Source organism: Microbispora siamensis, assembly GCF_016863095.1.
Classification (GTDB): Bacteria; Actinomycetota; Actinomycetes; order Streptosporangiales; family Streptosporangiaceae; genus Microbispora; species Microbispora siamensis.
Window position 1 is genome coordinate 1 of sequence record NZ_BOOF01000081.1, and the last position, 24,809, is coordinate 24,809.

Here is a 24,809-nt window from a genome sequence, read left to right on the forward strand (position 1 = left end):
CATTTGAGTAACCACAGACCCGGTCAGCGGGTGGCGCCGGGGACGCGGAGCCGGTCCACGGCCTCGCGGCGGCGCCGCTCGGGCCGCCGGTCGTAGCGGGCGGTGGTGGCGGGGGAGGCGTGGCCCACCAGGGCCTGGGTGGTGGCGAGGTCGACGCCGGCGTCGAGCAGTTCGCCGATGAACGTGCGGCGGAAGTCGTGCGGCGTACGGGGGGAGGCCCCGGCGGCGGCCAGGCGCCGGGAGACGATGTCGGCGATGGCCTGGCCGGTCATGTGGGCCGGCCGCAGCCGCCCGCCCTTGTTGATGGGACAGAACAGGGGGCCCGTCGCCCGGCCGCGTACGGCGAGCCAGAGGTCGAGGCGTTCGACGGCCTCCGCGGTCAGGTAGACCAGTCGTTCCTTGTCGCCCTTGCCGCGCACCCGCAGGGAGCGCGCGTGGGGATCGAAGTCGGCCAGGGTGAGCCCGGCGATCTCGGCGCGGCGGCAGCCGGTGGAGTAGAGCGCCGCCAGCATCGCGCCGTCACGGCGGCCGGCGGGGGAGTGGTCGCCGTCGCACACTTCGAGCGCGGCCGCCAGCGCCTCGGCCTCGACGTGCCGTCCCGCCGGGACGCGGGTGTGCTTGTAGGCGGGCAGGTCGGCGGCCCGCTGGTAGTCCTCGCCGCTCATCAGGCCCAGCCGCCATGCCTCCTTCAGCACACGGCGCAGGGCGACCAGGTGTTTGTTGACGTGGGCGGGCGACCAGCCCTGCTCCCGCATCAGCGTGCGCAGGCGGATGGTGTGCTCGTAGCGGAGCAGTTCCCAGGGCTGACCGGCGCCGGTCGCCGCCGGGTCGCCGGTGATGAGGCGGGCGATGCGGTCGAGGCAGCCCTTCATCGTGCGCTTGGACTCGGGGCTCTGCAGCGCGTCGAGATACACCCGGTAGGGGTCGCGCTCGGGCCGTGCGGGGGTGTTCCGCTCGGGGACGGCGGGGGTGTTCATCGCCTCGATCCTACTATGAATCTACATTGTAAAGGCGCTCGATTGTTACAAGATCATTTAGGTGCACCGACAAAACCCTCGACGAGAACGGAAGCACCGTACGTTCCGCGTCCGGAGCAGTCGCTGAGGTCTGTCAGGGCAGTTGGGCGCGCACCCATCGAGGGTCGGGGTTGACGTGCGGCCTGCCCGCCACGACCACGGTCGGCACCGTCTCGTCGCCGCCGGTGGCGGCCCGGACCGCCGCGGCGCCGTCCGGGTCGCGCCAGATGTCGACCCAGTGCATCCGGTGGGCGTGGCGGCCGAGCCGCGTGCGCAGGCGCAGGCAGTAGCGGCAGCCGGGGCGCCAGTAGACGATCGGGCGGCCGTCGGCCTCGCTGCGGCGCAGCGCCTCCGCCGAGCTGACGGACCTCGGGAACACCAGGGGAGACAGTACGGCGGCGGCCAGTAGGAAGATCAGGAGCAGCGTGACGGCGGCGCCCGGCAACCCCTGGGTGACCTGACGGGCCGCCGCGGCGAGCCCGACGGCCAGGAAGAGGATCGGCAGCATCCATCGGCGCGGCATGGCGATCACGCTAGCGCACCGGTCCTGGGTGTCAGTGGTCGAGGCGGCGGTAGCGGCGCACCGACAGCGGGAAGAAGACCGCGATGAGCAGCAGCGGCCAGACCAGGGCCATGACCGCGGCGTGCTCGGCGATCCAGGTGGTGCCGCCCGCCCCGGGGTTGCCGAACAGGTCGCGGGTGGCTGCCATGGTGGCCGACAGGGGGTTCCACTCGGCGACGGCGGCGAGCCAGCCGGGCATGGTGCCGGTCCAGGCGAAGGCGCTGGACAGGAAGCCGACGGGCCAGACGAGGACCTGGACGGCCATGACGGCTTCCGGGCCGTTGAGGGTCAGCCCGAGGTAGATGCCGACCCACAGGAACGCGAAGCGCAGCAGCAACAGCAGCCCGACGGCGAGGGCGGCGCGGGCGGGGCCCTCGTGCCAGCGCCAGCCGACGGCCAGGCCGCAGGCGATCATGACGAGGAGGCCCAGGACGGTGTTGAGCATGTCGGCGACGCTGCGGCCGAGGACGACGGCCGAGGAGGCGATGGGCAGGGAGCGGAAGCGGTCGGTGACGCCCTTGGCGGCGTCGCGGGCGACGGCGGTGAAGGTGGCCTCGATGCCGAAGAGCATGGTCATGGCGTACATGCCGGGCATGAGGAATTCGCGGTAGTCGCCGCCGCCCGGTACGGTCATGCCGCCGCCGAACAGGTAGCCGAACATCAGCACGATCATGACGGGGAACAGCAGGCCCGCCACGACCTGGCCGGGTTTGCGGACCCAGTGGCCGAGGTCGCGCAGGGTGACGGTCCAGCCGTCGGCCAGGGCCCAGCGCAGCCGCGCGGCCGCGGTGCGGGGGATCTCGGGTGCGGTGACGGTCATGCGGCGGCTCCCCTTCTCGTGCCGGTCGGGTGGCCGGTCAGGTGGAGGAAGACCTCGTCCAGGGTGGGCCGTCGTACGGCGATGTCCGCCACGGCGATGCCGGCGGCGTCGAGCGCGCGCAGGACCTCGGGGAGCGCGGCGGACCGGTCGCGTACGGGTGCGCTGACGCGGCGGGAGTCGGCGTCCACGTCGACGGACACATCACCCGGGGCATCGCCCGGGGCGCCCGCCACCCGGGCGGCGATCGCGGCGGCGGCGGGCAGGTCGGCGGTGTGGCGCACGACGACGTCGAGGCGGTCGCCGCCGAGCGCGGATTTCAGCTCGTCGGGGCTGCCCTCGGCGACGACGCGGCCGGCGTCGACGACCGAGACACGGGAGGCGAGCTGGTCGGCCTCCTCCAGGTATTGGGTGGTGAGGAGCACGGTGGTGCCAGCGGCGACGAGGCCGCGTACGGCGTCCCACACCTCGGTGCGGCCGCGCGGGTCCAGGCCGGTGGTGGGCTCGTCGAGGAACAGCACCGGCGGGGAACAGATCATGCCGACCGCCAGGTCGAGGCGGCGGCGCATGCCGCCGGAGTACTGCCCGACGGGTTTGGTCCCGGCGCCGGCGAGGCCGAACCGGGTGAGCAGCTCGTCGGCCCGGGCACGGGCCGCGGCGGGGCGCAGGTGGTGGAGGCGGCCGAACATGACGAGGTTCTGCCTGCCGCTGAGGACCTCGTCGAGTGCGGCGTGCTGGCCGACCAGGCCGATGCTGCGGCGTACGTCGGCGGCCTGCCGTACGACGTCGAAGCCGGCGACGCGGGCCGTGCCGCCGTCGGGGCGCAGCAGCGTGGTGAGTATCCGGACGGCGGTGGTCTTGCCTGCGCCGTTCGGCCCGAGCAGGCCGTGCACCGTGCCCTCGCCGACGGCCAGGTCGACCCCGTCGAGGGCGGGGGTGTCCCCGTATCGCTTGCGCAGCCCTTCGGCCACGACCACGTGTGTCATGGTGGCTCCTCCGTGCGGTTCAGTACGGCGTACCGTACAGCATACGGAACTGGGGTGCGCATAGAATTCGCAGGCGATGACGGAGTACAGCTCGCAGGGAGACCCGGCGCGGAGTCTGGCCCTGCTGTGGCGCACGGGTGAGCGGACCGGGCGCAAGGGCAAGCCGGATCTCGGGGTCGATCGGATCGTGCGCGCGGCGATCGAGGTCGCCGACGCCGAGGGCCTGGCCGCGCTGTCCATGCGCAAGGTCGCCGAGCAGCTCGGGGTGGGGACGATGTCCCTGTACACCTACGTCCCGGGCAAGGCCGAGCTGATCGACGTCATGCTCGACACCGCGTACGGCGAGCTGCCCGCCCCCGAGGACGTGCCGGGCGGCTGGCGGGGCAGGCTGGAGCTGATCGCGCGGGAGAACCTGGCGCTCTACCGGCGGCACCCGTGGATGCTGCAGGTGTCGTCGCTCACCCGGCCCCCGCTGGGCCCCAACCTCATCGCCAAGTACGACTACGAGTTGCGGGCGGTCGACGGCATCGGCCTGGACGACCTCGAGATGGACTCGGTCGTCACGCTGCTGAACGGCTACGTGAGCGGCGCGGCGCGGGGCGCGGTGGAGGCGGCGCAGGCGCCGGGGGACACGGGCGTCACCGACGAGCAGTGGTGGTACGCCCACGCGCCCTACCTGGCCAGGGTGTTCGACCCCCGGCGTCACCCGGTGGCCGCCCGGGTGGGCGCGGCCGCGGGCGAGGCGTACAACGCGGCCTACGACCCCGACCAGGCCTTCGAGTTCGGCCTGCAGCGCGTGCTCGACGGCATCGAGGCGTTCGTCGCCGCCCGCACCGCCGGATGAACGGTGCGGAGCCGGTCAGCGCTCCGCGTCGTCGGCAAGCAGGAACGCGGGCGGGGAACGGTCCCAGCCCGGCACGTTCAACGCGTTGAGCGCCGCAAGGATGCGCTTCTCCTCGTAGACGAAGTGCGTCTCCATCAGCGCCGCCAGGCCGTCCATCTCGCGCCGGACTTCGGCGGGGTCCGTCTCCTCGTCCAGCCCGGCGACGAGCGCCTCGAGCCGCCGCAGGGAGTCCTCCACCAGCCGGTGGTCACGGCGCAGCTCCTCCAGCACCGGGCTCAGTTCGGGGAACCGCCCGGCGACTTCGGGGAACGCGACGTCGTCCTCGCCGGTGTGATGCCGGGTCAGCGCCGAGCAGAAGGTCAGACAATGGGCACGCAGTTCGCGTGGTCGCGCGCCGCCGGCGAAATAGGCGTCGACGCCTTCACGCAGCCCTGCCAGCTCCTCGCGGAGCCAGAGGTGTACTTCGATCAACTGGTTGCCGAACGCCGTCAGGCGATCGTCGGATCTCACCAAAGTTCGTTTCCATGGTTTCGGCGCCTCCATGCCCTCGGCGGTCTCTTTGCCGGGTGCACTGCGGCGCTGGCAAGATTCCTACCAACGCCGCAAAGAACGTGTCAAACACGTAAGCACCAGGCCGGATGTACGGGGACGACCACAGCCGCTCCATAAAGAGTCGGTAGGCCCGCGGCGGCTCCGCGCGTGCCTGCGTGACTACACCATCTCGTCCGGGGAACCTGCCGTGGCGGAGATCCGCACAGCGGCGGCGGAGGGGACGGAGGCAGGGGTGATGGCGACCACCGCGGGCGAGGCCCGGGCCGATGCGACGCCGGCCAGTCTGCGGCTGCCGGGCATCGTGCTCGGGGTGGGACTCGGCGGGTTCGTCGACGGCATCCTGCTGCACCAGCTCCTGCAGTGGCATCACATGCTGAGCGGCACCAACAGCGACCGCATCGGGGTGAAGTACTACAACCCCCGCACCGTCTCCGGGCTGGAGATGAACACGGTGTGGGACGGCGTCTTCCACGCCGTGTGCTGGCTCGCGGTGCTCGTCGGCCTCGCGATCCTGTACTCCAGGGTCACCCGCAACCGGCGCAGGGTGTGGACCTCGCGGGTGCTGTGGGGCTGGATCCTGGCCGGCTGGGGGATCTTCAACCTCGTCGAAGGCGTCCTGGACCACCACATCCTGGCCATCCATCACGTCCGCGGCGGTCCCCACCAGCTCTGGTGGGACATCGGTTTCCTCGTCCTGGGCGCGCTGCTGCTCGCCGGGGGCTACCTGCTCGCGCGCAGCGGGCGGTCCTTCGACCCCGCCGAGACCCCCGCATGACGGACCACGCACGATGGACCCCGGCGTGACGGGACACGGCATGGATCACGGCATGACGGACCACGGCGCGCACTTCGCGGGGTTGTCCGGCGTGCTGCTGGCGGTCCTCGCCCTGCTCGTGTATCTGCACCTGGCCAGGCGGGCGCGCCGCCGCAACCCGGTCGCGGGCTGGAGCCGGTGGCGTACGGCGGGCTTCGCCACCGGGGTCGTCCTGTCGGCCGCGGCGCTCCTGCCGCCCGTCGCGTCCTTCGCCCACGCCGATTTCCGCGGCCACATGGTCCAGCACATGCTCATCGGCATGTACGCCCCGCTCGCCCTGGTGCTGGGGGCCCCGGTCACCCTGCTGCTGCGGACCCTGCCCGTCGGCGGCGCGCGGCGGCTGAGCGCCGTCGTGCACAGCCGTCCCGGCCGGCTGCTGACCCATCCGGCGACCGCCTTGCTGCTGTCCACCGGCAGCCTCGTGGTGCTGTACTTCACCCCGCTCTACGACGCCGTCACCGCCCGGCCCGCCGGGCACTGGCTGCTGCACGCGCACTTCCTGCTGTCGGGGTGCCTGTTCGCGCACGTCATCGCCGGTCCCGACCCCGCGCCCGCCCGGCCGGGCGTGCGGGCCCGCCTGGTCTACCTCGGCTGCGCCATCGCCGTGCACGCGGTCGTCGCACAGCTGATGTACGGCGGATTCTGGGTGGACGTCCACGCGCCCGTTCCCGAGGTGCAGGGCGGCGCGGAGATCATGTACTACGGCGGCGACATCGCCGAACTCCTCCTCGCCGCCGCCCTCGTGTCCACCTGGCGTCCGGAACGCCGTTCCCGGCCGGTGGCCGGCCGCGCCGTACGGGCGTGAAAAGAGCACCGGCCCGCCGCCGCGATGCGGGGCAGGCCGGTGACACGGGGGGAAGGAGAGCGACGGCCCTCAGGCGCGGGCGGCTATCCGCGTGAGGAGCGGCTGGACCAGGCGGGCCGCCAGGGGACCGAAGGCCGCCAGGATCAGGACGTACGCCGCCGCCAGCGCACCCAGGTCGGGGTGGGCGCCGGCGGCCACCGCCAGCCCGGCGATGACGATGTTGAACTCACCGCGGGGGATGAGCGCGATGCCCGCGCGGACCCGTCCGGCACGCGCGATGCCGGCGCGGCGGGCGGCGTACACGCCGGTCAGCAGTTTGGTGATCATCGTCACGAGGGCCAGGCCCGCGGCCAGACCGGCGGCGGGGAGGATCTTGGTGGGGTCGGTCTGCAGGCCGAAGAACACGAAGAAGACCGCGGCGAACAGGTCGCGCAGCGGCGCGAGCAGCGCCTGGGCGTCCTCGGCCAGCTCGCCCGACAGCGCGATCCCGACGAGGAACGCCCCGACCGCGGCCGAGACCTGCAGCTGCTGGGCCAGCCCGGCGACCAGCAGCGCCAGCCCGACCACCTTGAGCACGAGCACCTCGGAGTTGGGGCTGGCGACGAACGCCTCGATGTAGCGGCCGAAGCGCAGCGCGACCAGCAGGACCACGCTCACCGCGGCGAGCGCGATGGCCACCGTGACCGCCCCGGCGACCAGGCTCAGGCCCGCCAGCATGGCGGTCAGGACCGGCAGGTAGACCGCCATCGTGAGGTCCTCGAACACCAGCAGCGACAGCACCACCGGGGTCTCCCGGTTGCCGATCCAGCCCAGGTCGGAAAGGACCTTGGCGGTGATGCCGGAGGAGGTGGCGTAGGTGACGCCGGCCATGGCGACGGCGGCGACCGGTCCCCAGCCGAGGAGCAGCGCGCAGATGGCGCCGGGTGCTGCGTTGAGCACGAGGTCGACCAGGCCCGCGCGGGCGTTGCCCTTGAGGCTGGTCACCAGCTCGTCGGCGTTGTATTCCAGGCCGAGGGTGAGCAGCAGCAGGATGACGCCTAATTCGGCGCCGGTGGCAATGAAGTCCTCGCTGGTGGCCAGCGGGAGGATGCCACCGGTGCCGAAGGCCAGGCCCGCGATGAGGTAGAGAGGGATGGGGGAGATGCCGACGCGCAGCGCCAGTGCTCCGAGGATGCCGAGTCCGAGGACGACGGCGCCGAATTCCAGGAAGAGTATCGCGGTATTGTGCACGCGCTGCCCTCAGCCGCTGGCGAAGATGTCGGCGACGGCGGCGGTGCTGTCCTCGCTGCCCACCACGACCACGATGTCGTCCCCGGTGAGGAGGAAGTCGGGGGCGGGGCTGGCGAACACGTGCCCGGCGCGAACGACGGCCACGATGGAGGCTCCGGTGCGGGTGCGGACCTGTGCCTCGCCCATGGGCCGGCCGGCGTAGGGGGAGCCCGGCGAGATCGGCAGCTGGACGCTGACCAGTCCCTCGACCTCGCGGTGCAGGGCGTTGAGTCGCTGGACGATGCGAGGGGCGCCGAGCAGCTCGACGAGCGCGTCCGCCTCCTCGTCGTTGAGTTTCACTGTCTCGCAGGCCCTGTCGGGATCGTCGGGATCGTAGATCACCAGGTCGCGCCGCCCGGTGCGGTGGGAGACGACCCCGATGCGCCGTCCCGAGCGGGTGGTGAACTCGTGCCGCAATCCGATCCCCGGCAACACCGTCTGCTCGACATCCACGGCGCCGCTCCTCCGTCCTGATAAGCCAATACTTGCCCAGGAACCTACCAATAATGGACGGAGGTCTCATTTCGGCCGTCTTGGCACGTGTCGTTGCGGGTATGGCAAGCTGACGCCGTGGACGACGACCTCGAACACGCGCTCGTCTCGGTCGGGCCCCGGCTGCGCGCGCTGCGCCGGCAGCGCGAGACGACCCTGGCCGACCTGTCGGCGGCGACCGGCATCTCGGTGAGCACGCTGTCGCGGCTGGAGTCGGGTGCCCGCCGTCCGACCCTCGAACTGCTGCTGCCCCTGGCCAGGGCCCATGGGGTCACGCTGGACGAGCTCGTCGACGCCCCGCCGACCGGGGATCCGCGCATTCACCTGCGGCCGGTCGTCCGCTTCGGCATGACGATGCTGCCGTTGACCCGCCGGGCCGGGGGCATCCAGGCGTACAAGCTGGTGATTCCGGCGGGCAGCGCCAGGAGGCAGCCGGAGCCGAAGACCCACGAGGGGTACGAGTGGCTCTACGTGCTGAACGGGCGGCTGCGGGTGGTCCTCGGCGAGCAGGATCTGGTGCTGTCACCGGGCGAGGCGGCCGAGTTCGACACCCGGCTGCCGCACTGGTTCGGCGCCGCCGACGCCGACGCGGTCGAGTTCCTCAGCCTGTTCGGCCAGCAGGGCGAGCGCGCCCATCTGCGCGCCCGCCCGAAGGCGAAGCAGGAGCCTACGCGGGCCGGCGGGCGAGGGTGAGCATGTGGCCGCTGACCCCGAGAAGCGACGGCACGCGTTCCAGCGTGCGCTGGGCGTCGAGCATGAGCCGGCGGCGTTCGGGGTCGTCGAGCCAGTCGTTCACGTCGCCGTACAGCCAGAAGGCGCCCTCCAGGCCGTACCGCTCGGCGCCGGGGAGCCCCGCGTCGGCGAACTCCCCGGGCACCTCGTCGGGGTCGTGTAGGTAGGCGGAGAAACCCTGCACGGGACCCAGCAGGACGCCGTCCTTCATGGCCGCGCTCGCGGCCCGGCGGTGTGCTTCCTGCTCGTAGACCCCCAGGTAGACCATGTCGTGCACGGCCGCGTAGCGGTTGATGGTGGCGGCGGCCACCAGTCCTCCGGGGCGCACCACGCGGCGCGCCTCGGTCAGGGCGGTGACCCGGTCGGCGCGGTCGGCCAGGTGGTAGAGCGGGCCGAGCAGCAGGACCGCGTCCGCGCTCGCGTCCGGCAGGGGCAGGTCGCGTGCGTCGCCCTGCCGGGCGGTCACACCCGGCAGGGTCGCGGCCCGCTCGACGTGGAGCGGGATCGGGTCCAGCAGTTCCACCTCGTAGCCGTCGGCGACCAGCCATTCGGCGTGCACTCCGGTGCCGCCGCCGACGTCGAGCACCCGGGCGGGCGGTGACGGCAGTGCCCGGCGCAGCACGTCCTGCGTCCGCCACAGCTCCAGCCGGCCCCGGCCCGTACGGAGCCTGCCGTCCTCCTTGTCCTGCTCGTAGTAGGCGAGCACTTCCCGGGTCACCGTCATGACCGATCACACTCCGCCTGGTCGTGGGCGCGGGGGCTAGGCCGCCGGCTCGGCGGGGAGCCAGATCCGGTGGCCGCCGGGGACCTCATGGTAACGGCGCAGCGCGGCCAGGCCGCTGAGCCATCCGGTCCAGCCCGCGTACGGCGGGTTGCCGGTGTCGAAGCCGCTCTGGACGAACGTCAGGCGGGTCTTGCCGCCGCTGTCCTCCAGTTCCCAGGTGACGACGCCCCCCGGTCCCCAGTCGGCCGACATTGTCTTGCCGGGGACCAGGTCGATGATCTTCGCGGGGTGTGGGTCGGCGTCCAGTCCGCCCATGGCGAAGCGCCCGCCGACGTACGGCTCGATGCCGATGGGGTAGCCGAACCAGTCGCTCGCCTTGTCCGAGTCGACCAGGGAGTCGTAGACCTGCTCGACCGGCGCGTCGACGACCATTTCGCCCCGGAAGTCGGCCGAGGTGTAGTCGGGCTGGGGGCCGATCTCGCGCCCCTCGACGTGGTCGGCCAGGTTGGACAGCGCCAGCGACCAGAAGGTCTGCAGCACGCCCCGGATGCTGGCCCCGGTGATGGCGTCCTGGAAGTCGAAGTGGCTCTGCGACAGGGTCAGGACGGTCGTGTCCGGGGTCTCCTCCTCCAGTGTGATCTCGGTGGTCGTCTCCACGCCGTCCAGCAGCCAGGCGAAGCGCAGCGTGTGGTCGTCGGCGTGCAGCGGGCGCTGGTGGGGAGCGTCGCCCTCGGGGGTGCGGCGGCCCCAGAACGCGTAGCGGCCGGGCAGGTCCGCCTCGGCGTGCTCGGCCAGCCACACCCGCATCGCGGCGGGGTCGGTCAGCGCGTGGCGCACCTCCTTCAGCGGAGCCGCCAGGCGGACTCGGACGATCATCGGTTCACTCACGGTCGTCTCCCGGGGGGTAGTGGGGATAGCACGCCACGGCGAGCTTGAAGGCGTCGCCTTCGTCGCCGCCGTAGCGCGTGAACAGGTCCTGCAGCGCGGTGCGCAGGTCGGCCAGGAACTGCTGGCGTCGTTCCGGAGGCACGCGCACCTCGCCGGACACGCCGATGGACGGCAACTCCGGCGCCGTCCGGTCGAGGGCCGCGATGTCGGCCTGCACCTCTTCCATGAGGTCGAGCAGGTAGCCCAGGCTGAGCTCGTCCTGCCGCCGGCGCAGCCCGCCGATGCGGCCCACCAGGCCCGGCGACAGCCAGTAGGAGCGGGCGCTCGCCTGGTAGATGCCCTCGGTGATGCCGCGCACCCGCCGCTCGGAGACCTGGTCGACCAGGCCCGCCTCGACCAGGCGTTTGACGTGGTAGTAGACCCGCTGCGGCGTCTGGTCGAGCACCGCCGCCACTTCCGTGCACGTGCGCGGCACGGCCAGTTGCCGCAGCACCTCGATGCGCTGCGGTTTGAGCAGTGCCTCGGCCTGCTCGATCTGCTCCAGGTACAGGACGTCTCTCATCGCAAAAACAATGTTGTACGTAAAAACTGTCTTTGTCAATCGCTCCCGCAGGGGGAAGGGGTCATCGGGCAGGGGGGCCGGCTACCCGCAGCTGGCGGCGCGGGACAGGAACAGGGCCCGCTCCCGCTCGTTTCCGGTCAGGGCCGCCGCCCGTTCGAACTCCCGCCGCGCCTCGTCCGTACGGCCCAGCCGGGCCAGCAGGTCGCCGCGTACGGCGGGCAGCTGGGGGTAGCCGCGCAGGGCCTTGTCGCCGGCGACGGCGTCGGCGATCTCCAGCCCGCGTGCGGGGTCGCCGGCCATCGCGACCGCGACGGCGCGGTTCAGCTCGACCACGGGGGAGGGGGCGACGTGGGCGAGCACCCGGTAGAGGGCGGCGACGCGTTCCCAGTCGGTGTCCTCGGGACGGGCGCTCCGGGCGTGGCAGGCGGCGATGGCCGCCTGCAGGGCGTACGGGCCGAAGGCGCCGCCGAGCGACTCGGCCCGCTCCAACGCCTCCAGCCCCCGGCGGATCAGCAGCCTGTCCCACAGGCGCCGGTCCTGGTCGGCGAGCAGGACCGGCGCGCCGTCCGGTCCGGTGCGGGCGCGCAGGCGGGACGCCTGCAGTTCCATCAGCGCGGCCAGGCCGTGCACCTCCGGTTCGCGGGGGAGCAGGCCCGTCAGGAGACGGCCCAGGCGCAGCGCCTCGTGGCAGAGGTCGGGGCGGGTCCAGTCGGCGCCCGCCGTGGCCGAGTAGCCCTCGTTGAAGATCAGGTAGACGACCTCCAGCACCGAGGACAGCCGCTCGGCCAGGTCGTCCGGGGCCGGCATCTCGAATCTGACCCCTTTGTCGGCCAGGGTGCGCTTGGCGCGGACGATCCGCTGTGCCACCGCCGGCTCGGTGGCCAGGAACGCCCGGGCGATCTCCCCGGTGGTCAGGCCGCCGAGCAGGCGCAGTGTGAGCGCGACGCGCGCCTCGGTGGTCAGCGCGGGATGGCAGGCGGTGAAGACGAGCCGCAGCATGTCGTCGCGGATGTGGTCGTCCATGCCGGCGTCAGGGTCCGGCTGCGGCCTGCTCTCGATGTCGCGGCCGATCTCCTGGAGCTTGCGCTCGTAGCGGCTGCGCCGCCGCAGGTGGTCGATCGCGCGGTGCTTGGCGGTGGCCATGAGCCAGGCGCCGGGGTTGTCCGGCACGCCCGCCTCCGGCCACTGCTCCAGCGCGATGAGCAGCGCGTCCTGGGCGAGTTCCTCGGCCAGGCCGACGTCGTCGACGAGGCGGGCCAGCGCCGCGACGAGTCTGGCGGACTCGATCCGCCAGACCGCCTCGATCGCGCGGTGCGCCGCGAGCAGCGCCTCGCTACCGGTCATCGGAGTGCTCAGCTCACAGGTGCTCAGGCCGGGACACTCGGGTCAGGGTGCTCCGGTCAGCGGTGTTCGGGTCAGGGGTGCCCAGGTCGGGGATACTCAGGTCGGGGATGCTCAGGCCGGCGGGGCGAAATCTTCGGGGCCGAGCACCTTGACCACCTCGGCCTCGCCCTCCCAGCCCTCCCACAGGTCACGGTGCAGGCGCATGAAGCGCGCGGCCCACTCGACCGCCTCCTCCTTCGACCGCACGTCGTACAGGGCGTAGCTGATCAGTTCCTTGGACTCGGTGAACGGGCCGTCGGTCACGCTGAGTCTGCCCTCGGCCATGCGCACCCTCGCCGCGGACGCGCTGGGGGCCAGCCCGGCGGTGTCCAGCAGCGCCCCGGCGACGGTCGCCTCCTGGCCGAGCTTGGCGATGGCCTCCATGAGGTCGGCGGGCGGCGGGGTGTCGGGCTGGGCGGCCCTGAGCAGAACCATGTAACGCATCGGTCGTCTCCTCTCAGACAAGATCTATCAGGTGAACGCGGGACGGGTCAGGCGTTCCGGTACGCGTGCACGGCCAGGGCGCTGATCCAGGCCCAGCCGAGCACCACGGCGCCGGTGAAGGCGAGGTTGGCCCAGGCCGCGCCCGCCCCCGAGGCAACGGCCAGGAACCCGGCCGCGAACAGCGCGCCGGTCGCCCGCGAACTCCACGCCCAGGCCGCCTGCCCGCGCCGGGCGAAGCGGCGGGCGAGCACGAAGCAGGCCGCGACCAGGCAGGCGAACCCGACGCCGCCGGAGGCCAGGTGCGCGATGCCGTGCCAGCTCACCTCGCCTGCCGGCACGCCCCGGGGAAAGCCCTGGGCCGGGTCGGCCCGGAAGGCCCCGGCCGCCAGCAGGCTGAGGCCGTACGCCGCCAGCAGGCGGGGGGCCCAGCCACGGCCGTGGGCGCGGCGCAGGCCCGCGGCGAAGGCGATGGTCATCGCCCCGGCCAGCACGAAGTTCGCGATGTGGATCCAGCCGAGGTCGCCGTTGGCGAGCAGGCTCCAGGCGTGCCGGGTCAGGTCGAATCCGTCCCGGGTCAGGGCCTCGGTCAGCGACACCCCGACGTAGACCGGGCCGGCGATCACGCCGTACCCAAGCAGGCTGCGGGTGACACTGGTCTCGCGGCCGCAGGTGCGGGCGGCGGTGCCGGCGTGAGCGGTGGCGGTGGTCACGGGTGGTTCTCCTCAGGTCCGGCCGGTCCCTCACCGGCCACTCACCCACTCCTCGAACGGGACGCCCCCGGATCGACACGCCTCCCGGATTTTCTTCAAGATTTTTCCGACGGCACCTCCCCGGGAGCGCCGCGCCCCGCCGCGGGCAGGGACGACCCGGTGAGCGGCGTGATGCCAGGGCGACGTGGTGGCGCCCGCCGTGGTCACCGGTCGTCAGCGGTCCGGCCTGCGGTCGTCCGACCGGTGCGGGTGAGATGGCGCCTGCCGATCGTGTTCCGGTCGAGGAGTGGCAGCCGGAGGACGAACCGCGCCCCCCGGGGGGAGTCCTCGATCCGCAGTGTTCCCCGGTGCGCGCGGGCGATGTCGCGGGAGATGGCAAGTCCGAGTCCGGTGCCACCGGCGTCCCGGCGCCGCCCCTCGTCCAGGCGGGTGAATCGCTCGAAGACTCGCTCACGGTCGGCGGGCGCGATGCCGTTCCCGTCATCGGTCACTGCGAGGACCGCCCGGCCGTCGGCGGATCCGACGCAGACCGTGACGGCGGTCGCCGCATGCCGTCGCGCGTTGCTCAGCAGGTTGCCCACCAGCCGGATCAGCTGGATCCCTGAGCCGTGCACCCACACGTCCCCGGCCGTGTAGAGCTCCACCGGTGTGCCGCCGGAGTGCGCGTCCACCTCTTCGGTGACCAGCGCGGCGAGGTCGATCGGTTCGTACGGCGCCGGCTGGCCGCCGCGTAGCCTGGTCATCGTCAGCAGGTCCTGCACGATCGCCTCCAGGCGGCCGGTGGCCGACAGCGCCCCCCGGATGGTGTCGCGGGGGTCGACGTGATCGGGGTGGAGCAGTGCTTCCTCCAGTTGCACGCGCAGCCCGGCGATCGGTGTCCTGAGTTCGTGGGAGGTGACGGAGGCGAGCCGGTACTGCTGCTCCGCCGGGCACAGTGCCCGGCCCGTGATCCACCACATAAGGCGGCCGCCCAGCAAGACGATGAGGAGCGCGGCGCCCGCGATGAGGTATTCGAGGCGGTGTGTCGCGATCAGGGGCGGCTCGACCGTTCCGGCGTAGACGACGGGGGCGTCGGGGGCCGTCGACACCCGGTTGGCCATGAGCAGGACGCACCGCTCGCCCGGGCGGCACTCGACACGCCGTTGGAGCCGGTCGTCGGGCGGGGGCCGGAGCGTGCTCAGCCGCAGCCGCCCCGTCGCGTCCGGGCTGGCGGCCATGACCCTGCCGCGCGCGTCCACCAGCTGGACCAGGTCGACGGTGCCGGAGGTGGAGGTGGGGGCGGGGGCGGAGTGCGGCAGGAGGCCGCCGCGCACCTGCGCGCTCCATTGGGCGGCGACCTGCTCGGCGTCGAAGAACACCTGGTCCTCGACCCTGTATCGGATCGCCAGGTCAAGGCTCACGCCGCCCAGGACCGTGAGCAGGAGCAACAGCATCGTCGCCGCTGTCGTGTAGCGCGCCTGCATCGAGCGCAGAGACGGCATCGGCCTCACCATTCTCCTGCCGCACCCGGTGGACCACCATCACGGGCAAATTGGACGATTTCGTCCACTTTGCGGTTAGTTGTCCGATCGTGTCAAATTGGCGACAGGGGTCCTGACGTGGGCTTTCACGTGGTCCAGTGCCATGTCGAGGGCGACCGCGAAGGGCCGTTCGTCCTGCATGGTTTCGGCGAGCAGGTAGCCGCCCTGCAAGGCGGCGATGACGGCGACGGCGAGTTCCCCGGGGTCCGCGCCGGGGTCGAGTTCGCCGCTTTCCCGCATCCGGGCGAGGCCGTCCGCCAGCAGTCCCTGCCATTTGCGGAAAACGGCCGCCAGGGACTGGCGGGCGTCGTCGCAGCGACAGGAGAGCTCATTGGCCAGCGCGCCGATGGGACATCTGTAGGGCTCGTCGCTCTCCCGGTGGCCCGTCACCAGCGAGTCGCGCCACCTCTCGAGATCCCGCATCGAGCGCACCTGGTCGAGCTGCGGCTTATGGAAGGAGACCATGCGGTGCTCCCGCATCGCGATCACCTCGGTGATCAGCGCTTCCTTGTCCGGGAAGTAGTGATAGAGCTGCGACTTGCTGATGCCACAGGCGTCCACCACCTGGTCGAGGGTCGTCGCCGTGACCCCCTGCCGGAACATGAGGTCCGCGGCGGTCGCGACGATGCGCTCGCGAGTGGCCGCGCCGCGCGCGGTGAGCCGCGGAGAATCCTTCCTCGGCCCTCGAACGGCCATGTGACAACCCCACCTTCGGGCGTGGGAGCCCCGCCGGAGCCATACCGGAGGCACACCTTGACAACTCCGACATACCACCACAAACTGGACGAAATCGTCCAGTCCTTCGCCGCGACCACCCGGCGGCCGCCCGGCGCGGCCGCGACCGCGCCGGTGCGGGTAAGGGCCGACACCACGCCGGGCGACACCGCGCTCGACGGCCCGCATCCGCGGGCCGCGAACTCGTCTCCCCGACAGTACGACCAGTGGTGAGCAGGAGCGCGGTCATGACAGTGACCTTTCGCGGCGGCAACGGGCACATACGGGCACTCGCCGGCCGCCTACGCAGGATCCGCGCCGGGCGGGTCGCCGACGCCCTCCTGATCGTGGTCCCGGCGGCCGTGAAGGCCCGGCGAGCGGGCGACAGGTCACTGCGCGCGGTGGCGTCCCTCCGTCTCGAACTGGACGCGATCAACCTCGGGGAAGCGAGCCCCCGGGTCTGCGAGACAGGCGGAGGCGAGGAGATCGCCCGGCTCGCCCGGGCCGTCAACAGGACGTTGGAACGGCTGCGCGAGGCCGACGATCGCGCCGAACGCGCCCGGGAACGGCAGCGTCAGTTCGCCGCCGACGCCTCGCACGAGCTGTGCACCCCCATCGCCGCACTGCGCACGCGGTTGGAGGAGGCGCAGCTGCACCCGGACGAGACCGATCTGGACGACCTCCTCGGCCACACGTTGCACGACCTCGACCGGGTGCAGGGCATCGTCACCGACCTGCTCCTGCTGACCCGGCTGGGGACCGCCCCCTGCAGAGCGGAGCGGGTGAACCTCACGGCGCTGGTCCGGGCCGAGGCCGCCCGGCGGATGGACGGGCACGACATCCGTCTCCGGCTCGACCCCGCAGTGACCGTCGAGGGTGATCCCGAGCAGATCATCCGGGTGCTCGGCAACCTGCTCGACAACGCCCGGCGGCACGCCGCCCGCACGATACGGATCGGCCTGCGCCGCGCGGGGGACGGCGCCGAGTTGACGGTCGCCGACGACGGAGAGGGCATCGCCCTGGCCGACCGCGAGCGGATCTTTCACCGCTTCGCGCGGTTGGACGCCGCCCGCAGCCGGGACCGGGGAGGCGCCGGCCTCGGCCTGGCCGGTCGCTCGCGGCATCGCCTCCGCCCACGACGGCAGCCTCCACGTCGAGGAGTCCGTATGGGGCGGAGCGTGCTTCGTCCTGCGGCTGCCGCTGTCGCCGGGTCGCCGCCCGTGATCCGCCCGGCCCTGACGTCGGGTCTCGCGCCGCGCCGCTCCCGCCAGGTGCGATGCCATGGCGGCATGGAGTTGCGGGAACTGCGGGCGTACGTCGTGGTGGCCGAGGAGGGGGGGCATGTCGGCCGCGGCGCGTCGGCTGCACATCAGTCAGCCCGCGCTGTCTCAGACCGTCGGCATGCTGGAGCGCCGGCTGGGGGTGAAACTGCTGGTCCGCAGCAGCGCCGGAGCGCGGCCCACCGAGGCGGGGATGACGCTGCTCGCCGAGGCGCGCGCCGTACTCGCCCGGTACGACCGGGCACTGCGGACGATGGCCGCGTACACGAGCGGGGACGGCGGGGTCCTGCGGGTGGGGATCCCCCTTGAGCTGCCGCCCGACCTGCTCGGACCGGCGCTGGAGCAGCTCGCCGTGGCCCACCCCGGCACCCGCGTGCAGGCCCGCCATCCGTCCATCGCCGAGGCCATCGTGGTCCTGGCCTCGCCGCGGGCGAGCTTCATCCACGGGACGACCTTCACGTGGACGGCGGTCACGTGGCCGTGTGACCGTGTCCCCCCTCGTCCGGCGGCCACCTCACGGGCCGGCCGCCGGACGGGGAACACCGGATGATCGCCCGCGGCCGGACCTGCCGGCCCGGCACGGGTCAGGCCGCGTACGCCTCGCTGATCGCGTGGCTGTCCTCATGCATGCGATAACCGGTGATCTTGCCGTCGGCGACGGTGAAGTGCAGGGCGAACTCGTTGAGGAACGACCTGCCGGTCGACAGCACGCAGAAGCGGCTGCGGCCGGTCGTCACCGCGTGCCCGCCCTCGACGAGGGTGGTGTCGATCGTGAACTCCTCGGGAGTGAGCTCGGTGCCGAGCAGCGTGAAGAACTCGGCGATCTCGTCCCTGCCGCAGCGCGCCCCCGTCCAGGGCACCTTCGGGTCGCCCGGGACGAGGAAGTCCACACGGTCGGCGAACAGGTCGAGCAGCCCCGGCAGGTCACCGGCGGCGAAGCGGGCGAAGAAGGCGTCGACGACCTCGCGGGTGGTCGGGGATGTGGCGGTCATGCCGTTTCCCATCTGTCGTGGTGGGGTGGAGCGAGGCCGGCCGGCAAATCTCCAACTGATCAGTTGGAGTATGGCACGGGTGCCGGATAAATCCAACTGATGAGTTGGAGTTGTGTAGGCTGCCGGTCATGGCATGGGACACCGCCAGGACGAGACGGCTGCTGCTGGAGGCGGCAGTCGAGGAGTTCGCCGAGCACGGCCCGCAGGGCGCGCGGGTGGACCGCGTCGCCGCGCGTGCGGGGGTGAACAAGGAGCGCATCTACCAGTACTTCGGCGGGAAGCGGCAGCTGTTCACCGCCGTCCTGGAGGCCGAGCTGGCCAGAGTGGCGGGCGCCGTCCCCCTGACCGCCGAGCAGATGGCCGACCTGGGCGAGTACGCCGGGCGCGTGTTCGACTACCACTGCGCCCACCCGCATTTCCTGCGCCTGCTCGCCTGGGAGGGGCTGGAGGACGGCCGGACGGGGGTGGCCGCAGAGGACGAGCGGGCCGCCCACTACGCCGGCAAGGTCGCCGCCTTCGCCGCCGCGCGGGAGAACGGCCTTCTCACGGCCGAGGTCGAGCCCGCACACCTGGTCTACGCGGTGTACGCGCTGGCGACCTGGTGGTTCACCGCTCCCCAGGTCGTACGCATGATCATGGCCGGCGCCGGCGACGACAGCCCGGCCGCGCGGCGCGCCGGGCTCGTCCGGATGGTCCGCCGCCTCACCGCTTCCGCTGAAGATCGATCCGGTGACGGGAGTGCGCACGCGTGAGCCGCCGCCCCTCGGCGAAGGCCGGGCGCCCGGCGCTCGTGCGGTGGGATACGTTCTAGCTGGGCGCCGGGACGGCGAGCGGCCCGGCGGCGCCCACCGGACACGAGGAGAGCAGGCACGTTGCCCGACACGCACGACCACGGGGACGCCCGCACGGACGCCACGACCGGCTCAGGCCCCGGCGGACGAGCCGACCTGCGGGCCGACTGCGCGAACTGCTTCGGGCTGTGCTGCGTCGCGCTGCCCTTCGCCGCCTCGGCCGACTTCGCGATCAGCAAGGACGCCGGGCGGCCGTGCCCCAACCTCCAGGACGACTTCCGCTGCGGCATCCACGCGCGTCTGCGGGACAGCGGCTTTCCCGGCTGCACCGTCTACGACTGTTTCGGCGCGGGGCAGAAGGTCTCGCAGGTCACCTTCGGGCGCAGCTGGCGCGACGAACCGCGGACCGCGGCGCGGATGTTCGAGGTCTTCCCCGTCGTGCGGCACCTGCACGAGCTGCTGTGGTACCTGGACGAGGCGATGTCCCTGCCGGTGACCCGCCCGATCCACGCCGACCTGCGCGGCGCGTTCGAGGAGACCGAACGCCTGACCATGGGCACCCCCGACGAGCTGCTGGGCGTGGACGTCGCCGCCCACCGCGAGAAGGTCAACGTGCTGCTTCTGCGGACGAGCGAGCTGGTGCGGGCGTCGGCCGGGGGCCGTGCCGCCGACCGCAGGGGAGCCGACCTCATCGGCGCCCGGCTCAGGAAGGCCGACCTGCGCGGAGCCAACCTGAGGGGCGCCTACCTCATCGGCGCCGATCTTCGCGGGGCCGACCTGCGCGGCGCCGACCTCATCGGGGCGGACCTGCGCGGGGCCGACCTGGGCGGCGCCGACCTCACGGGGAGCGTCTTCCTCACCCAGGCCCAGGTGAACGCGGCCAGGGGAGACGACGCCACGAAGCTGCCCCCGGCCCTCACCCGTCCGGCGCACTGGTCGGGCCCGGCGGCCCGCCCCGACCCGGTCGCCGTCAGGGCCCCCGCCCGCCGCCCGCGGCCTCGCCGCCGGCGCGCATAGCCTCCGGCCCGCCGGCACACGCCGGAAGCCCGGCCGTCTTCCCGGGATTCAGGCGAACGCGGCGCGGTGATCGTATGCCCAGGTGGAGAACGTACGGGGCGGACGGCCGAGCACGCGTTCCACATCCTCGGTGATCGTGGCGTTGCCGTCACGTGCGACCAGTGCGGAGCCGTTGACCGCGATCTCGGCGAAGGCGGGATCGACGCCGGCGGCGAGCATCTGCTTCTTGTAGACCTCCAGCGGCACGTCGATGGCCGGGATGCGGAGTCCGATGGTCTCGCCCAGGATCGCGGCCTGGTCGGGGACGCTCAGCAGTTCCGGCCCGGTCAGCGTGAGGACGCCGCCCGCGTGATCGTCGGACGTCAGCGCCCGCACGGCGACTTCGGCGATGTCACGAGGGTCGACGACGCCTTGCCTGCCGGTCCCCGTCGTATTCGGGATGGGCTCTCCACGACGGATGTGACCGGCCCAGCGCAGGGCGTTGGAGGCGAAGCTGGAGGGGCGCAGTATCGTCCAGCGCAGGCCGCTCGCCTGTACGGCCCGCTCTCCCGGCAGGTGCCAGTCCCCGACCCTGGCCTCGGTGTTCTGGCCCGTGCCGATGGCCGACACCTTCACCACCTTGCCGACACCGGCGGCACACGCGGCGGCCAGCATCGCCTCATCATGCTCGACCAGCCGCGGCCCCGGGGCGCTGAGCAGGAAAAGCGCCTCCGCCTTGTCCGCCGCCCGCGCCAGGGAACCGGGCTCGCCGAAGTCGCCCCGCACGACCTCCACGCCCGGTTGCGGCGTGATCGCCGCCGGGTCCCTGGTCATCGCCCGCACCCGCTCACCCATGGCCGCCAGCAACCGGACCGTCTCACTGCCGATGGTGCCCGTCGCACCTGTCACGAGGATCATGGTCACCACCGTGGCAGCGCAGGTGCCGTGATCCATAGGAACTTTCGGCACGGTCGGCGTGCCGAACGCCGCTGGGTAACGTGAGGCCATGCCCCTCGAAGTCCCGATGACCGTGCCGGTCCCGTTGCGGTGGCTGGTCAGCGAGATCACATCTCTGAGGGCCTGTGGGCCGGCTGGGCGGACGCCGCTCGTCCACGTTCCCGACGCCGACATCTCGCTGGTCTTCCGGACGACATCGGCGCGGCGCAGCGCGTTGCTGGTGGTCGGCCCGCGCACCCGCGCCTCCTACCATGTGGGCAAGGACTTCCCGCTCTGCCTCAGGATGAGGCTGCGACCCGGCGCCGCCCGGCTCCTGCTCGGAGTCCCGATGACCGAGCTGGTCGACCGGGTCGTCGACCTCGAGGAGCTGTGGGACGGCGCAGCGGGGCTGACCGCCGCGCCGACCGGGACGGGAGACGACGTGGGGCGCGTCCTGCGGCGCCTTCAGGCGGCGTTGCCGGCCCGGATCAGCGCCCGGTCCAACGCGGACCTGGCCCGCGGCGAGCTGGTACGCGCAACCGCGCAAGCCCTGCGCGACCAGGCCGGGCACCAGCGCGAGCCCATCGCCGCCATCGCCCGGCGACTCGCCGTCAGCGAGCGTCATCTGCGTGATCTCGTCCGCGACGGCATCGGCATGCCGCCCAAGCGCGTCGAGCGCATCGAACGCGTGCGCCGGGTGCTCGCCCGCGGCAGGGCCCACACCGCGCGCTGGGCGCAGCTCGCCGCGACCGCCGGCTTCTACGACCAGTCCCACATGGCCGCCGAGTTCCGCACCCTGATGGGGGTGCCTCCAGCCGCCTTCTTCGCGGGCCGTTTCCCCTCCCTCCAGCCCTGCTGACCGACGATTCCGCAAGAAGAAAGCAGGCTCACGACCGGCTCGCCCCGTGACCGAGGGCGGCGGTGAGGTCGTCCAGGTGCGCGGCGACCGGGCCGAGCGTCAGCACGCCGCTGCCCGCCCCGGCCAGTTCGCCCGCCGCGGGCAGCAGCGCGGCGCGGGCGCGCTCCATCGTCGTGCGGTCGCCGAGCGTGCGCGCCGCCCGGGCGGCGAGGCACCACAGGGCCTCCGTCAGCAGGTCGCGGGGTGGCTCGGGGAGCGCGCGCAGCGCCGCCGCCGCTTCGGCACGGCGGTCACGCGCCAGCAGCACCAGAGGCCGGGCCCACGGTGCGTACGGCCCCCAGTCGGCATGTTCCACGTCCGGCGGGGGCTGCCCGTGCCGCAGGCGCAGGCACAGCAACGCGAGCGGCAGCAGCCCGCGCTCCATACCGGGCATGCCGGCGCCGTCCAGCCGGGCGGCGGCGCTCCGGTAGGCGGCCTCGGTCTCCTCCACCGGCGCCCGCCCGGTCGCGTCCAGGCGCAGCGCCCGATACCACGCGGTGAACACGCCCACCAGGGGCCGCTCGTGCCGTACGGCCAGGCGTTCGGCGGCGGCGGCGTGGGCGTCGGCGGCCGTGAAGTCCGCGAGCGCCGACCGGGCCTGCATCCGGATGAGGTGCCCGAGCACCTCGAAGGTGACCAGGCCGTGCCGGGCGGACAGATCCACCAGTTCGGCACCGATCTCGTCGCGGCGGGCGGCCAGGCCCGTGCGGTGGAAGGTCTGCATGAACAGGCCGCTCAGCGCGAACGCCAGCAGCGCGGGGTCGTTCAGGCGGCGGGCGATCTCCTCGGCCCGCCGCGCCGCCCGCAGCCCGTGGCCGGAGCGGTCGCCGCGCGACTCCAGCGCGATCGTGGCCAGCAGGCGGGCCCGGGCCGCCTCGTGACCGGTCGCCTCGTGACCGGCCTCGTTATCGGCGGCCAGCGCGGTCAGCGTGCGCCCGGCCGCCGCGACGATCCGCGCCGCCTGTCCGGGGTCGTCGGACCGGGTCCAGATGGCGGGGACGTCGAAGGCGCCGATCACCCGGGCGGTCAGCTCCGCGTCGCCGAGTTCCTCGGCCGCCTCGATCGCGGCCACGCGGTGCTCGCGCGCCGCCCGCAGGCCGCCGCCTCCGGTCACGGCGAGGTCGCGCAGCAGTCCTGCCGTCGACTCCAGGCGGGCCCGCGCCCCGGAGGCGACCGTGCGGTCGTAGGCGGCGGTGGCCTGGGCCCACACGCGTTCGGCCACGCCGTGCACGGAGGAGTCGAGATGATCGGCCTGGCGCAGGATGTCGGCCTCCAGCCGGCGCAGGCCCGGGCCCGGATCCACGCCCAGCTCGTCCACCAGCAGCGCCCGCGCCCGGCGCAGCACGGCGAGCGCGTCGCCCTGCCGCCCGCTGCGGTACAGCGCGAGCGCGAGCAGCCGCCAGGCCTCCTCCCGCCAGGGGTGCCCGGCCGCGTGCGCGTCCAGGTCGGGCACCGCCTCGGCCGCCCGTCCCAGGGCCAGGCGCATCTCCGCCCGGCGCTCGACCGCGTGCAGCCGGAGCTCGGCCAGTCGGGAGCGCTCGGCGCGGGCCCAGTCCTGGTCGGCGAACTCCGCGTAGGCGGGGCCGCGCCACCACCCCAGCGCCTCCTCCAGCCGTCCGAGTCCGTCTTCGGGCGGCAGCGCGGTGGCGGCGGCCACGGCGTGTTCGAAGCGCCAGGCGTCCACCGCGTCGGCGCCGGCCCGCAGCGCGTACCCCGGTCCCTCGGTGACGAGCAGCCGTGCGGGAGTGCGGGGCGGCCGGTCGGGTTCCAGCGCCCGGCGCAGCGCCGCCACGAACGTCCGCACGGCCCCGACCGCGCCCGCCGGCGGTTCGTCCCACAGATCGTCGATCAGGCGGGTGACCGGGACGACGCGGCCGCGCGCGACGATCAGCCGGGCCAGCACCGCGCGGTGCCGCGGCCCCTTCAGGGCGATCGCGCCGCCGGTGCCGTCCCAGGCCGTCACCGGCCCCAGCACTCCGAACGCGATCCCCACCCTGCGGCCCCTTTCCGTGCGTACCCCCAGGTCAAAGCAACTGCCAACGCAACTGCCACGGTAGCGCGCTGATCGGATGCTCATTCACGCCCGGCAGCCTGGAGGCATCTGATCCCGCACTACAGAAAGGGGGCGCGTGATGGCGCCTGTACTTCCCGGTTTCGACTACCTCCGCGTGCCGGTCGCCGACGGTGTGTCGCTGAACGCGGCCGTCGCCGGGTCGGGGAGCCCGGTCGTGCTGCTGCACGGCTTCCCCCAGACCCACCTGATGTGGCGGCACGTCGCCGCCGACCTGACCGCCGACCACACCGTGATCTGTCCCGACCTGCGCGGCTACGGCGCCAGCGACAAGCCGGCCGAGGCCGGTCGCGAGACCTATTCCAAGCGCACGATGGCCGCCGACATCGTCGCCCTGGCCCGCGCGCTGGGACATGAGCGGTTCGCGCTGGCCGGACATGACCGAGGCGCGCTGGTCGCCTTCCGCGCCGGGCTCGACCACCCGGCGGCGATCAGCCACCTGGCCTGCCTCGACGTGCTGCCCACGCTGGACATGTGGGAGGTGATGCACGGCGCCGGGGCCGCCGTCGGATTCCACCTGTACCTGATGGCCCAGCCGCCCGGCCTGCCCGAGCAGATGATCGGCGCGAGCGCGGACGCCTTCTTCGGCCACTTCCTCGACGTCTGGACCGTCGACCATGGGGCGATCCCCGCCGACGTGCGCGCCGCCTACCTGGACGCCTGCCGTACGGCGGTGCCGTCGATCGTGGCGGACTACCGCGCGTCGGCGGGGATCGACGTGGACCACGACCGCGCGGACCGGGAGGCCGGGAACCGGCTGCGGATGCCGGTGACCGTGCTCCAGCAGGACTGGGGGGCCGCCCTCGGGTACGACGCCGTGGCGCTGTGGGGCGCCTGGGCCCCCGACCTGGTGCACACGACGGTCAAATGCGGGCATTTCATGGCCGAGGAGGACCCGGCCGGTGTCGCCGGGGCTCTGCGCGCCCTTCTCACCCGCTGACCGTTCACCCGTACGGCGGGCCACCGCCCGCGCAGGCCCGGCCAAGGGCAGAACCCTTTCGCGCCCGTCGG

At 73.0% G+C, this 24,809-nt stretch carries 28 protein-coding genes and 1 pseudogene; 11 read left to right on the top strand and 18 right to left on the bottom strand.

Annotated elements, in window-relative coordinates:
* Positions 1-23: 23 nt before the first annotated feature.
* From Msi02_RS41355 to Msi02_RS41370, 4 genes are all read right to left on the bottom strand, one after another.
* Positions 24-977, bottom strand: coding sequence for a tyrosine-type recombinase/integrase (locus Msi02_RS41355; protein WP_204053180.1), 954 nt, complete (start codon positions 975-977; stop codon positions 24-26).
* A gap of 133 nt (positions 978-1,110) precedes the next feature.
* On the bottom strand, positions 1,111-1,539 hold the full coding sequence (locus tag Msi02_RS41360) for a glutaredoxin domain-containing protein (RefSeq protein WP_239109323.1): 429 nt from the start codon (positions 1,537-1,539) through the stop codon (positions 1,111-1,113).
* Between the two features lie 31 nt (positions 1,540-1,570).
* Positions 1,571-2,398: an ABC transporter permease gene (locus Msi02_RS41365; RefSeq protein WP_204053181.1), complete on the bottom strand. Its 828-nt coding sequence runs from the start codon at positions 2,396-2,398 to the stop codon at positions 1,571-1,573.
* The gene (locus Msi02_RS41370; RefSeq protein WP_204053182.1) at positions 2,395-3,381 is read right to left on the bottom strand and encodes an ATP-binding cassette domain-containing protein; all 987 of its coding nucleotides are present in this window, start codon (positions 3,379-3,381) and stop codon (positions 2,395-2,397) included. Before Msi02_RS41370 ends, Msi02_RS41365 begins: the two co-directional genes overlap by 4 nt.
* Before the next feature lie 76 nt (positions 3,382-3,457).
* Here Msi02_RS41370 and Msi02_RS41375 point away from each other — a divergent pair, with 76 nt between their 5' ends.
* A complete protein-coding gene (locus tag Msi02_RS41375; RefSeq protein ID WP_204053183.1) occupies positions 3,458-4,225 on the top strand; it encodes a TetR/AcrR family transcriptional regulator in 768 nt (255 codons plus the stop codon).
* A gap of 15 nt (positions 4,226-4,240) precedes the next feature.
* On the opposite strand, the gene Msi02_RS41380 is transcribed toward Msi02_RS41375, so the two are convergent.
* On the bottom strand, positions 4,241-4,735 hold the full coding sequence (locus tag Msi02_RS41380; protein WP_204053184.1) for a hemerythrin domain-containing protein: 495 nt from the start codon (positions 4,733-4,735) through the stop codon (positions 4,241-4,243).
* A 229-nt stretch (positions 4,736-4,964) separates the two neighbouring features.
* Between Msi02_RS41380 and Msi02_RS41385 the strand changes: the two genes are divergently transcribed.
* Positions 4,965-5,552 (top strand): DUF2243 domain-containing protein, encoded by a 588-nt coding sequence (locus tag Msi02_RS41385; protein ID WP_239109326.1) that lies wholly within the window; start codon positions 4,965-4,967, stop codon positions 5,550-5,552.
* A 52-nt stretch (positions 5,553-5,604) separates the two neighbouring features.
* Positions 5,605-6,396: a cytochrome c oxidase assembly protein gene (locus tag Msi02_RS41390; RefSeq protein ID WP_204053185.1), complete on the top strand. Its 792-nt coding sequence runs from the start codon at positions 5,605-5,607 to the stop codon at positions 6,394-6,396.
* 69 nt (positions 6,397-6,465) lie between these two features.
* Here the strand turns inward: Msi02_RS41390 and Msi02_RS41395 are convergent, their stop codons facing one another.
* Both Msi02_RS41395 and Msi02_RS41400 read right to left on the bottom strand, forming a co-directional pair.
* The gene (locus Msi02_RS41395) at positions 6,466-7,626 is read right to left on the bottom strand and encodes a cation:proton antiporter (protein ID WP_204053186.1); all 1,161 of its coding nucleotides are present in this window, start codon (positions 7,624-7,626) and stop codon (positions 6,466-6,468) included.
* A 9-nt stretch (positions 7,627-7,635) separates the two neighbouring features.
* Positions 7,636-8,118 carry a cation:proton antiporter regulatory subunit gene (locus Msi02_RS41400; protein ID WP_079319097.1) on the bottom strand — a complete coding sequence of 161 codons (483 nt, stop codon included), beginning with the start codon at positions 8,116-8,118 and terminating at the stop codon, positions 7,636-7,638.
* Between the two features lie 117 nt (positions 8,119-8,235).
* On the opposite strand from Msi02_RS41400, the gene Msi02_RS41405 reads away from it, so the two are divergent.
* On the top strand, positions 8,236-8,850 hold the full coding sequence (locus Msi02_RS41405) for a helix-turn-helix domain-containing protein (RefSeq protein WP_079319098.1): 615 nt from the start codon (positions 8,236-8,238) through the stop codon (positions 8,848-8,850).
* Here the strand turns inward: Msi02_RS41405 and Msi02_RS41410 are convergent.
* The 8 genes from Msi02_RS41410 to Msi02_RS41445 all read right to left on the bottom strand — a co-directional run bounded on the left by Msi02_RS41410 (position 8,825) and on the right by Msi02_RS41445 (position 15,816).
* The gene (locus Msi02_RS41410) at positions 8,825-9,613 is read right to left on the bottom strand and encodes a class I SAM-dependent methyltransferase (protein WP_204053187.1); all 789 of its coding nucleotides are present in this window, start codon (positions 9,611-9,613) and stop codon (positions 8,825-8,827) included. The two genes, Msi02_RS41405 and Msi02_RS41410, sit on opposite strands and share 26 nt — an antisense overlap.
* A gap of 36 nt (positions 9,614-9,649) precedes the next feature.
* Positions 9,650-10,501 (bottom strand): SRPBCC family protein, encoded by an 852-nt coding sequence (locus Msi02_RS41415; RefSeq protein WP_239109329.1) that lies wholly within the window; start codon positions 10,499-10,501, stop codon positions 9,650-9,652.
* Positions 10,494-11,063: a winged helix-turn-helix domain-containing protein gene (locus Msi02_RS41420; RefSeq protein ID WP_079319101.1), complete on the bottom strand. Its 570-nt coding sequence runs from the start codon at positions 11,061-11,063 to the stop codon at positions 10,494-10,496. The genes Msi02_RS41415 and Msi02_RS41420 overlap by 8 nt, the downstream gene beginning before the upstream one ends.
* Before the next feature lie 81 nt (positions 11,064-11,144).
* Entirely contained in the window at positions 11,145-12,407 is a 1,263-nt protein-coding gene (locus tag Msi02_RS41425; RefSeq protein WP_204053188.1) for an RNA polymerase sigma factor, read from the bottom strand.
* Positions 12,408-12,518: 111 nt separating this feature from the next.
* A complete protein-coding gene (locus Msi02_RS41430) occupies positions 12,519-12,890 on the bottom strand; it encodes a YciI family protein (RefSeq protein WP_079319102.1) in 372 nt (123 codons plus the stop codon).
* Between the two features lie 47 nt (positions 12,891-12,937).
* Positions 12,938-13,600 (bottom strand): DUF998 domain-containing protein, encoded by a 663-nt coding sequence (locus Msi02_RS41435; RefSeq protein ID WP_204053189.1) that lies wholly within the window; start codon positions 13,598-13,600, stop codon positions 12,938-12,940.
* 203 nt (positions 13,601-13,803) lie between these two features.
* The gene (locus Msi02_RS41440) at positions 13,804-15,081 is read right to left on the bottom strand and encodes a sensor histidine kinase (RefSeq protein ID WP_204053190.1); all 1,278 of its coding nucleotides are present in this window, start codon (positions 15,079-15,081) and stop codon (positions 13,804-13,806) included.
* 75 nt (positions 15,082-15,156) lie between these two features.
* Positions 15,157-15,816, bottom strand: a complete 660-nt coding sequence (locus Msi02_RS41445; protein WP_079319105.1) for a TetR/AcrR family transcriptional regulator — start codon at positions 15,814-15,816, stop codon at positions 15,157-15,159.
* A gap of 57 nt (positions 15,817-15,873) precedes the next feature.
* On the opposite strand from Msi02_RS41445, the gene Msi02_RS41450 reads away from it, so the two are divergent.
* From Msi02_RS41450 to Msi02_RS43770, 3 genes and pseudogenes are all read left to right on the top strand, one after another.
* Positions 15,874-16,068, top strand: a complete 195-nt coding sequence (locus tag Msi02_RS41450) for a hypothetical protein (protein WP_204053191.1) — start codon at positions 15,874-15,876, stop codon at positions 16,066-16,068.
* Between the two features lie 14 nt (positions 16,069-16,082).
* Positions 16,083-16,886, top strand: a pseudogene (locus tag Msi02_RS44715) (sensor histidine kinase); the annotation flags it as partial.
* 289 nt (positions 16,887-17,175) lie between these two features.
* A complete protein-coding gene (locus Msi02_RS43770) occupies positions 17,176-17,664 on the top strand; it encodes a LysR family transcriptional regulator (protein ID WP_239109333.1) in 489 nt (162 codons plus the stop codon).
* A gap of 34 nt (positions 17,665-17,698) precedes the next feature.
* On the opposite strand, the gene Msi02_RS41460 is transcribed toward Msi02_RS43770, so the two are convergent.
* A complete protein-coding gene (locus Msi02_RS41460; RefSeq protein ID WP_204053193.1) occupies positions 17,699-18,106 on the bottom strand; it encodes a nuclear transport factor 2 family protein in 408 nt (135 codons plus the stop codon).
* Positions 18,107-18,234: 128 nt separating this feature from the next.
* Between Msi02_RS41460 and Msi02_RS41465 the strand changes: the two genes are divergently transcribed.
* Both Msi02_RS41465 and Msi02_RS41470 read left to right on the top strand, forming a co-directional pair.
* The gene (locus tag Msi02_RS41465) at positions 18,235-18,858 is read left to right on the top strand and encodes a TetR family transcriptional regulator (RefSeq protein ID WP_204053194.1); all 624 of its coding nucleotides are present in this window, start codon (positions 18,235-18,237) and stop codon (positions 18,856-18,858) included.
* 195 nt (positions 18,859-19,053) lie between these two features.
* The gene (locus tag Msi02_RS41470) at positions 19,054-19,914 is read left to right on the top strand and encodes a pentapeptide repeat-containing protein (RefSeq protein WP_239109338.1); all 861 of its coding nucleotides are present in this window, start codon (positions 19,054-19,056) and stop codon (positions 19,912-19,914) included.
* 48 nt (positions 19,915-19,962) lie between these two features.
* Here Msi02_RS41470 and Msi02_RS41475 read toward each other — a convergent pair whose 3' ends face one another.
* Positions 19,963-20,811, bottom strand: coding sequence for an NAD(P)H-binding protein (locus Msi02_RS41475; protein WP_204053196.1), 849 nt, complete (start codon positions 20,809-20,811; stop codon positions 19,963-19,965).
* Between the two features lie 88 nt (positions 20,812-20,899).
* Between Msi02_RS41475 and Msi02_RS41480 the strand changes: the two genes are divergently transcribed.
* A complete protein-coding gene (locus Msi02_RS41480) occupies positions 20,900-21,688 on the top strand; it encodes a helix-turn-helix domain-containing protein (protein ID WP_204053197.1) in 789 nt (262 codons plus the stop codon).
* Positions 21,689-21,716: 28 nt separating this feature from the next.
* Here the strand turns inward: Msi02_RS41480 and Msi02_RS41485 are convergent, their stop codons facing one another.
* Complete coding sequence (locus tag Msi02_RS41485; protein WP_239109335.1) at positions 21,717-23,720, bottom strand: AfsR/SARP family transcriptional regulator; 2,004 nt, start codon at positions 23,718-23,720, stop codon at positions 21,717-21,719.
* A 139-nt stretch (positions 23,721-23,859) separates the two neighbouring features.
* Here Msi02_RS41485 and Msi02_RS41490 point away from each other — a divergent pair, with 139 nt between their 5' ends.
* Entirely contained in the window at positions 23,860-24,738 is an 879-nt protein-coding gene (locus tag Msi02_RS41490; RefSeq protein WP_204053199.1) for an alpha/beta fold hydrolase, read from the top strand.
* Positions 24,739-24,809: the final 71 nt, after the last annotated feature.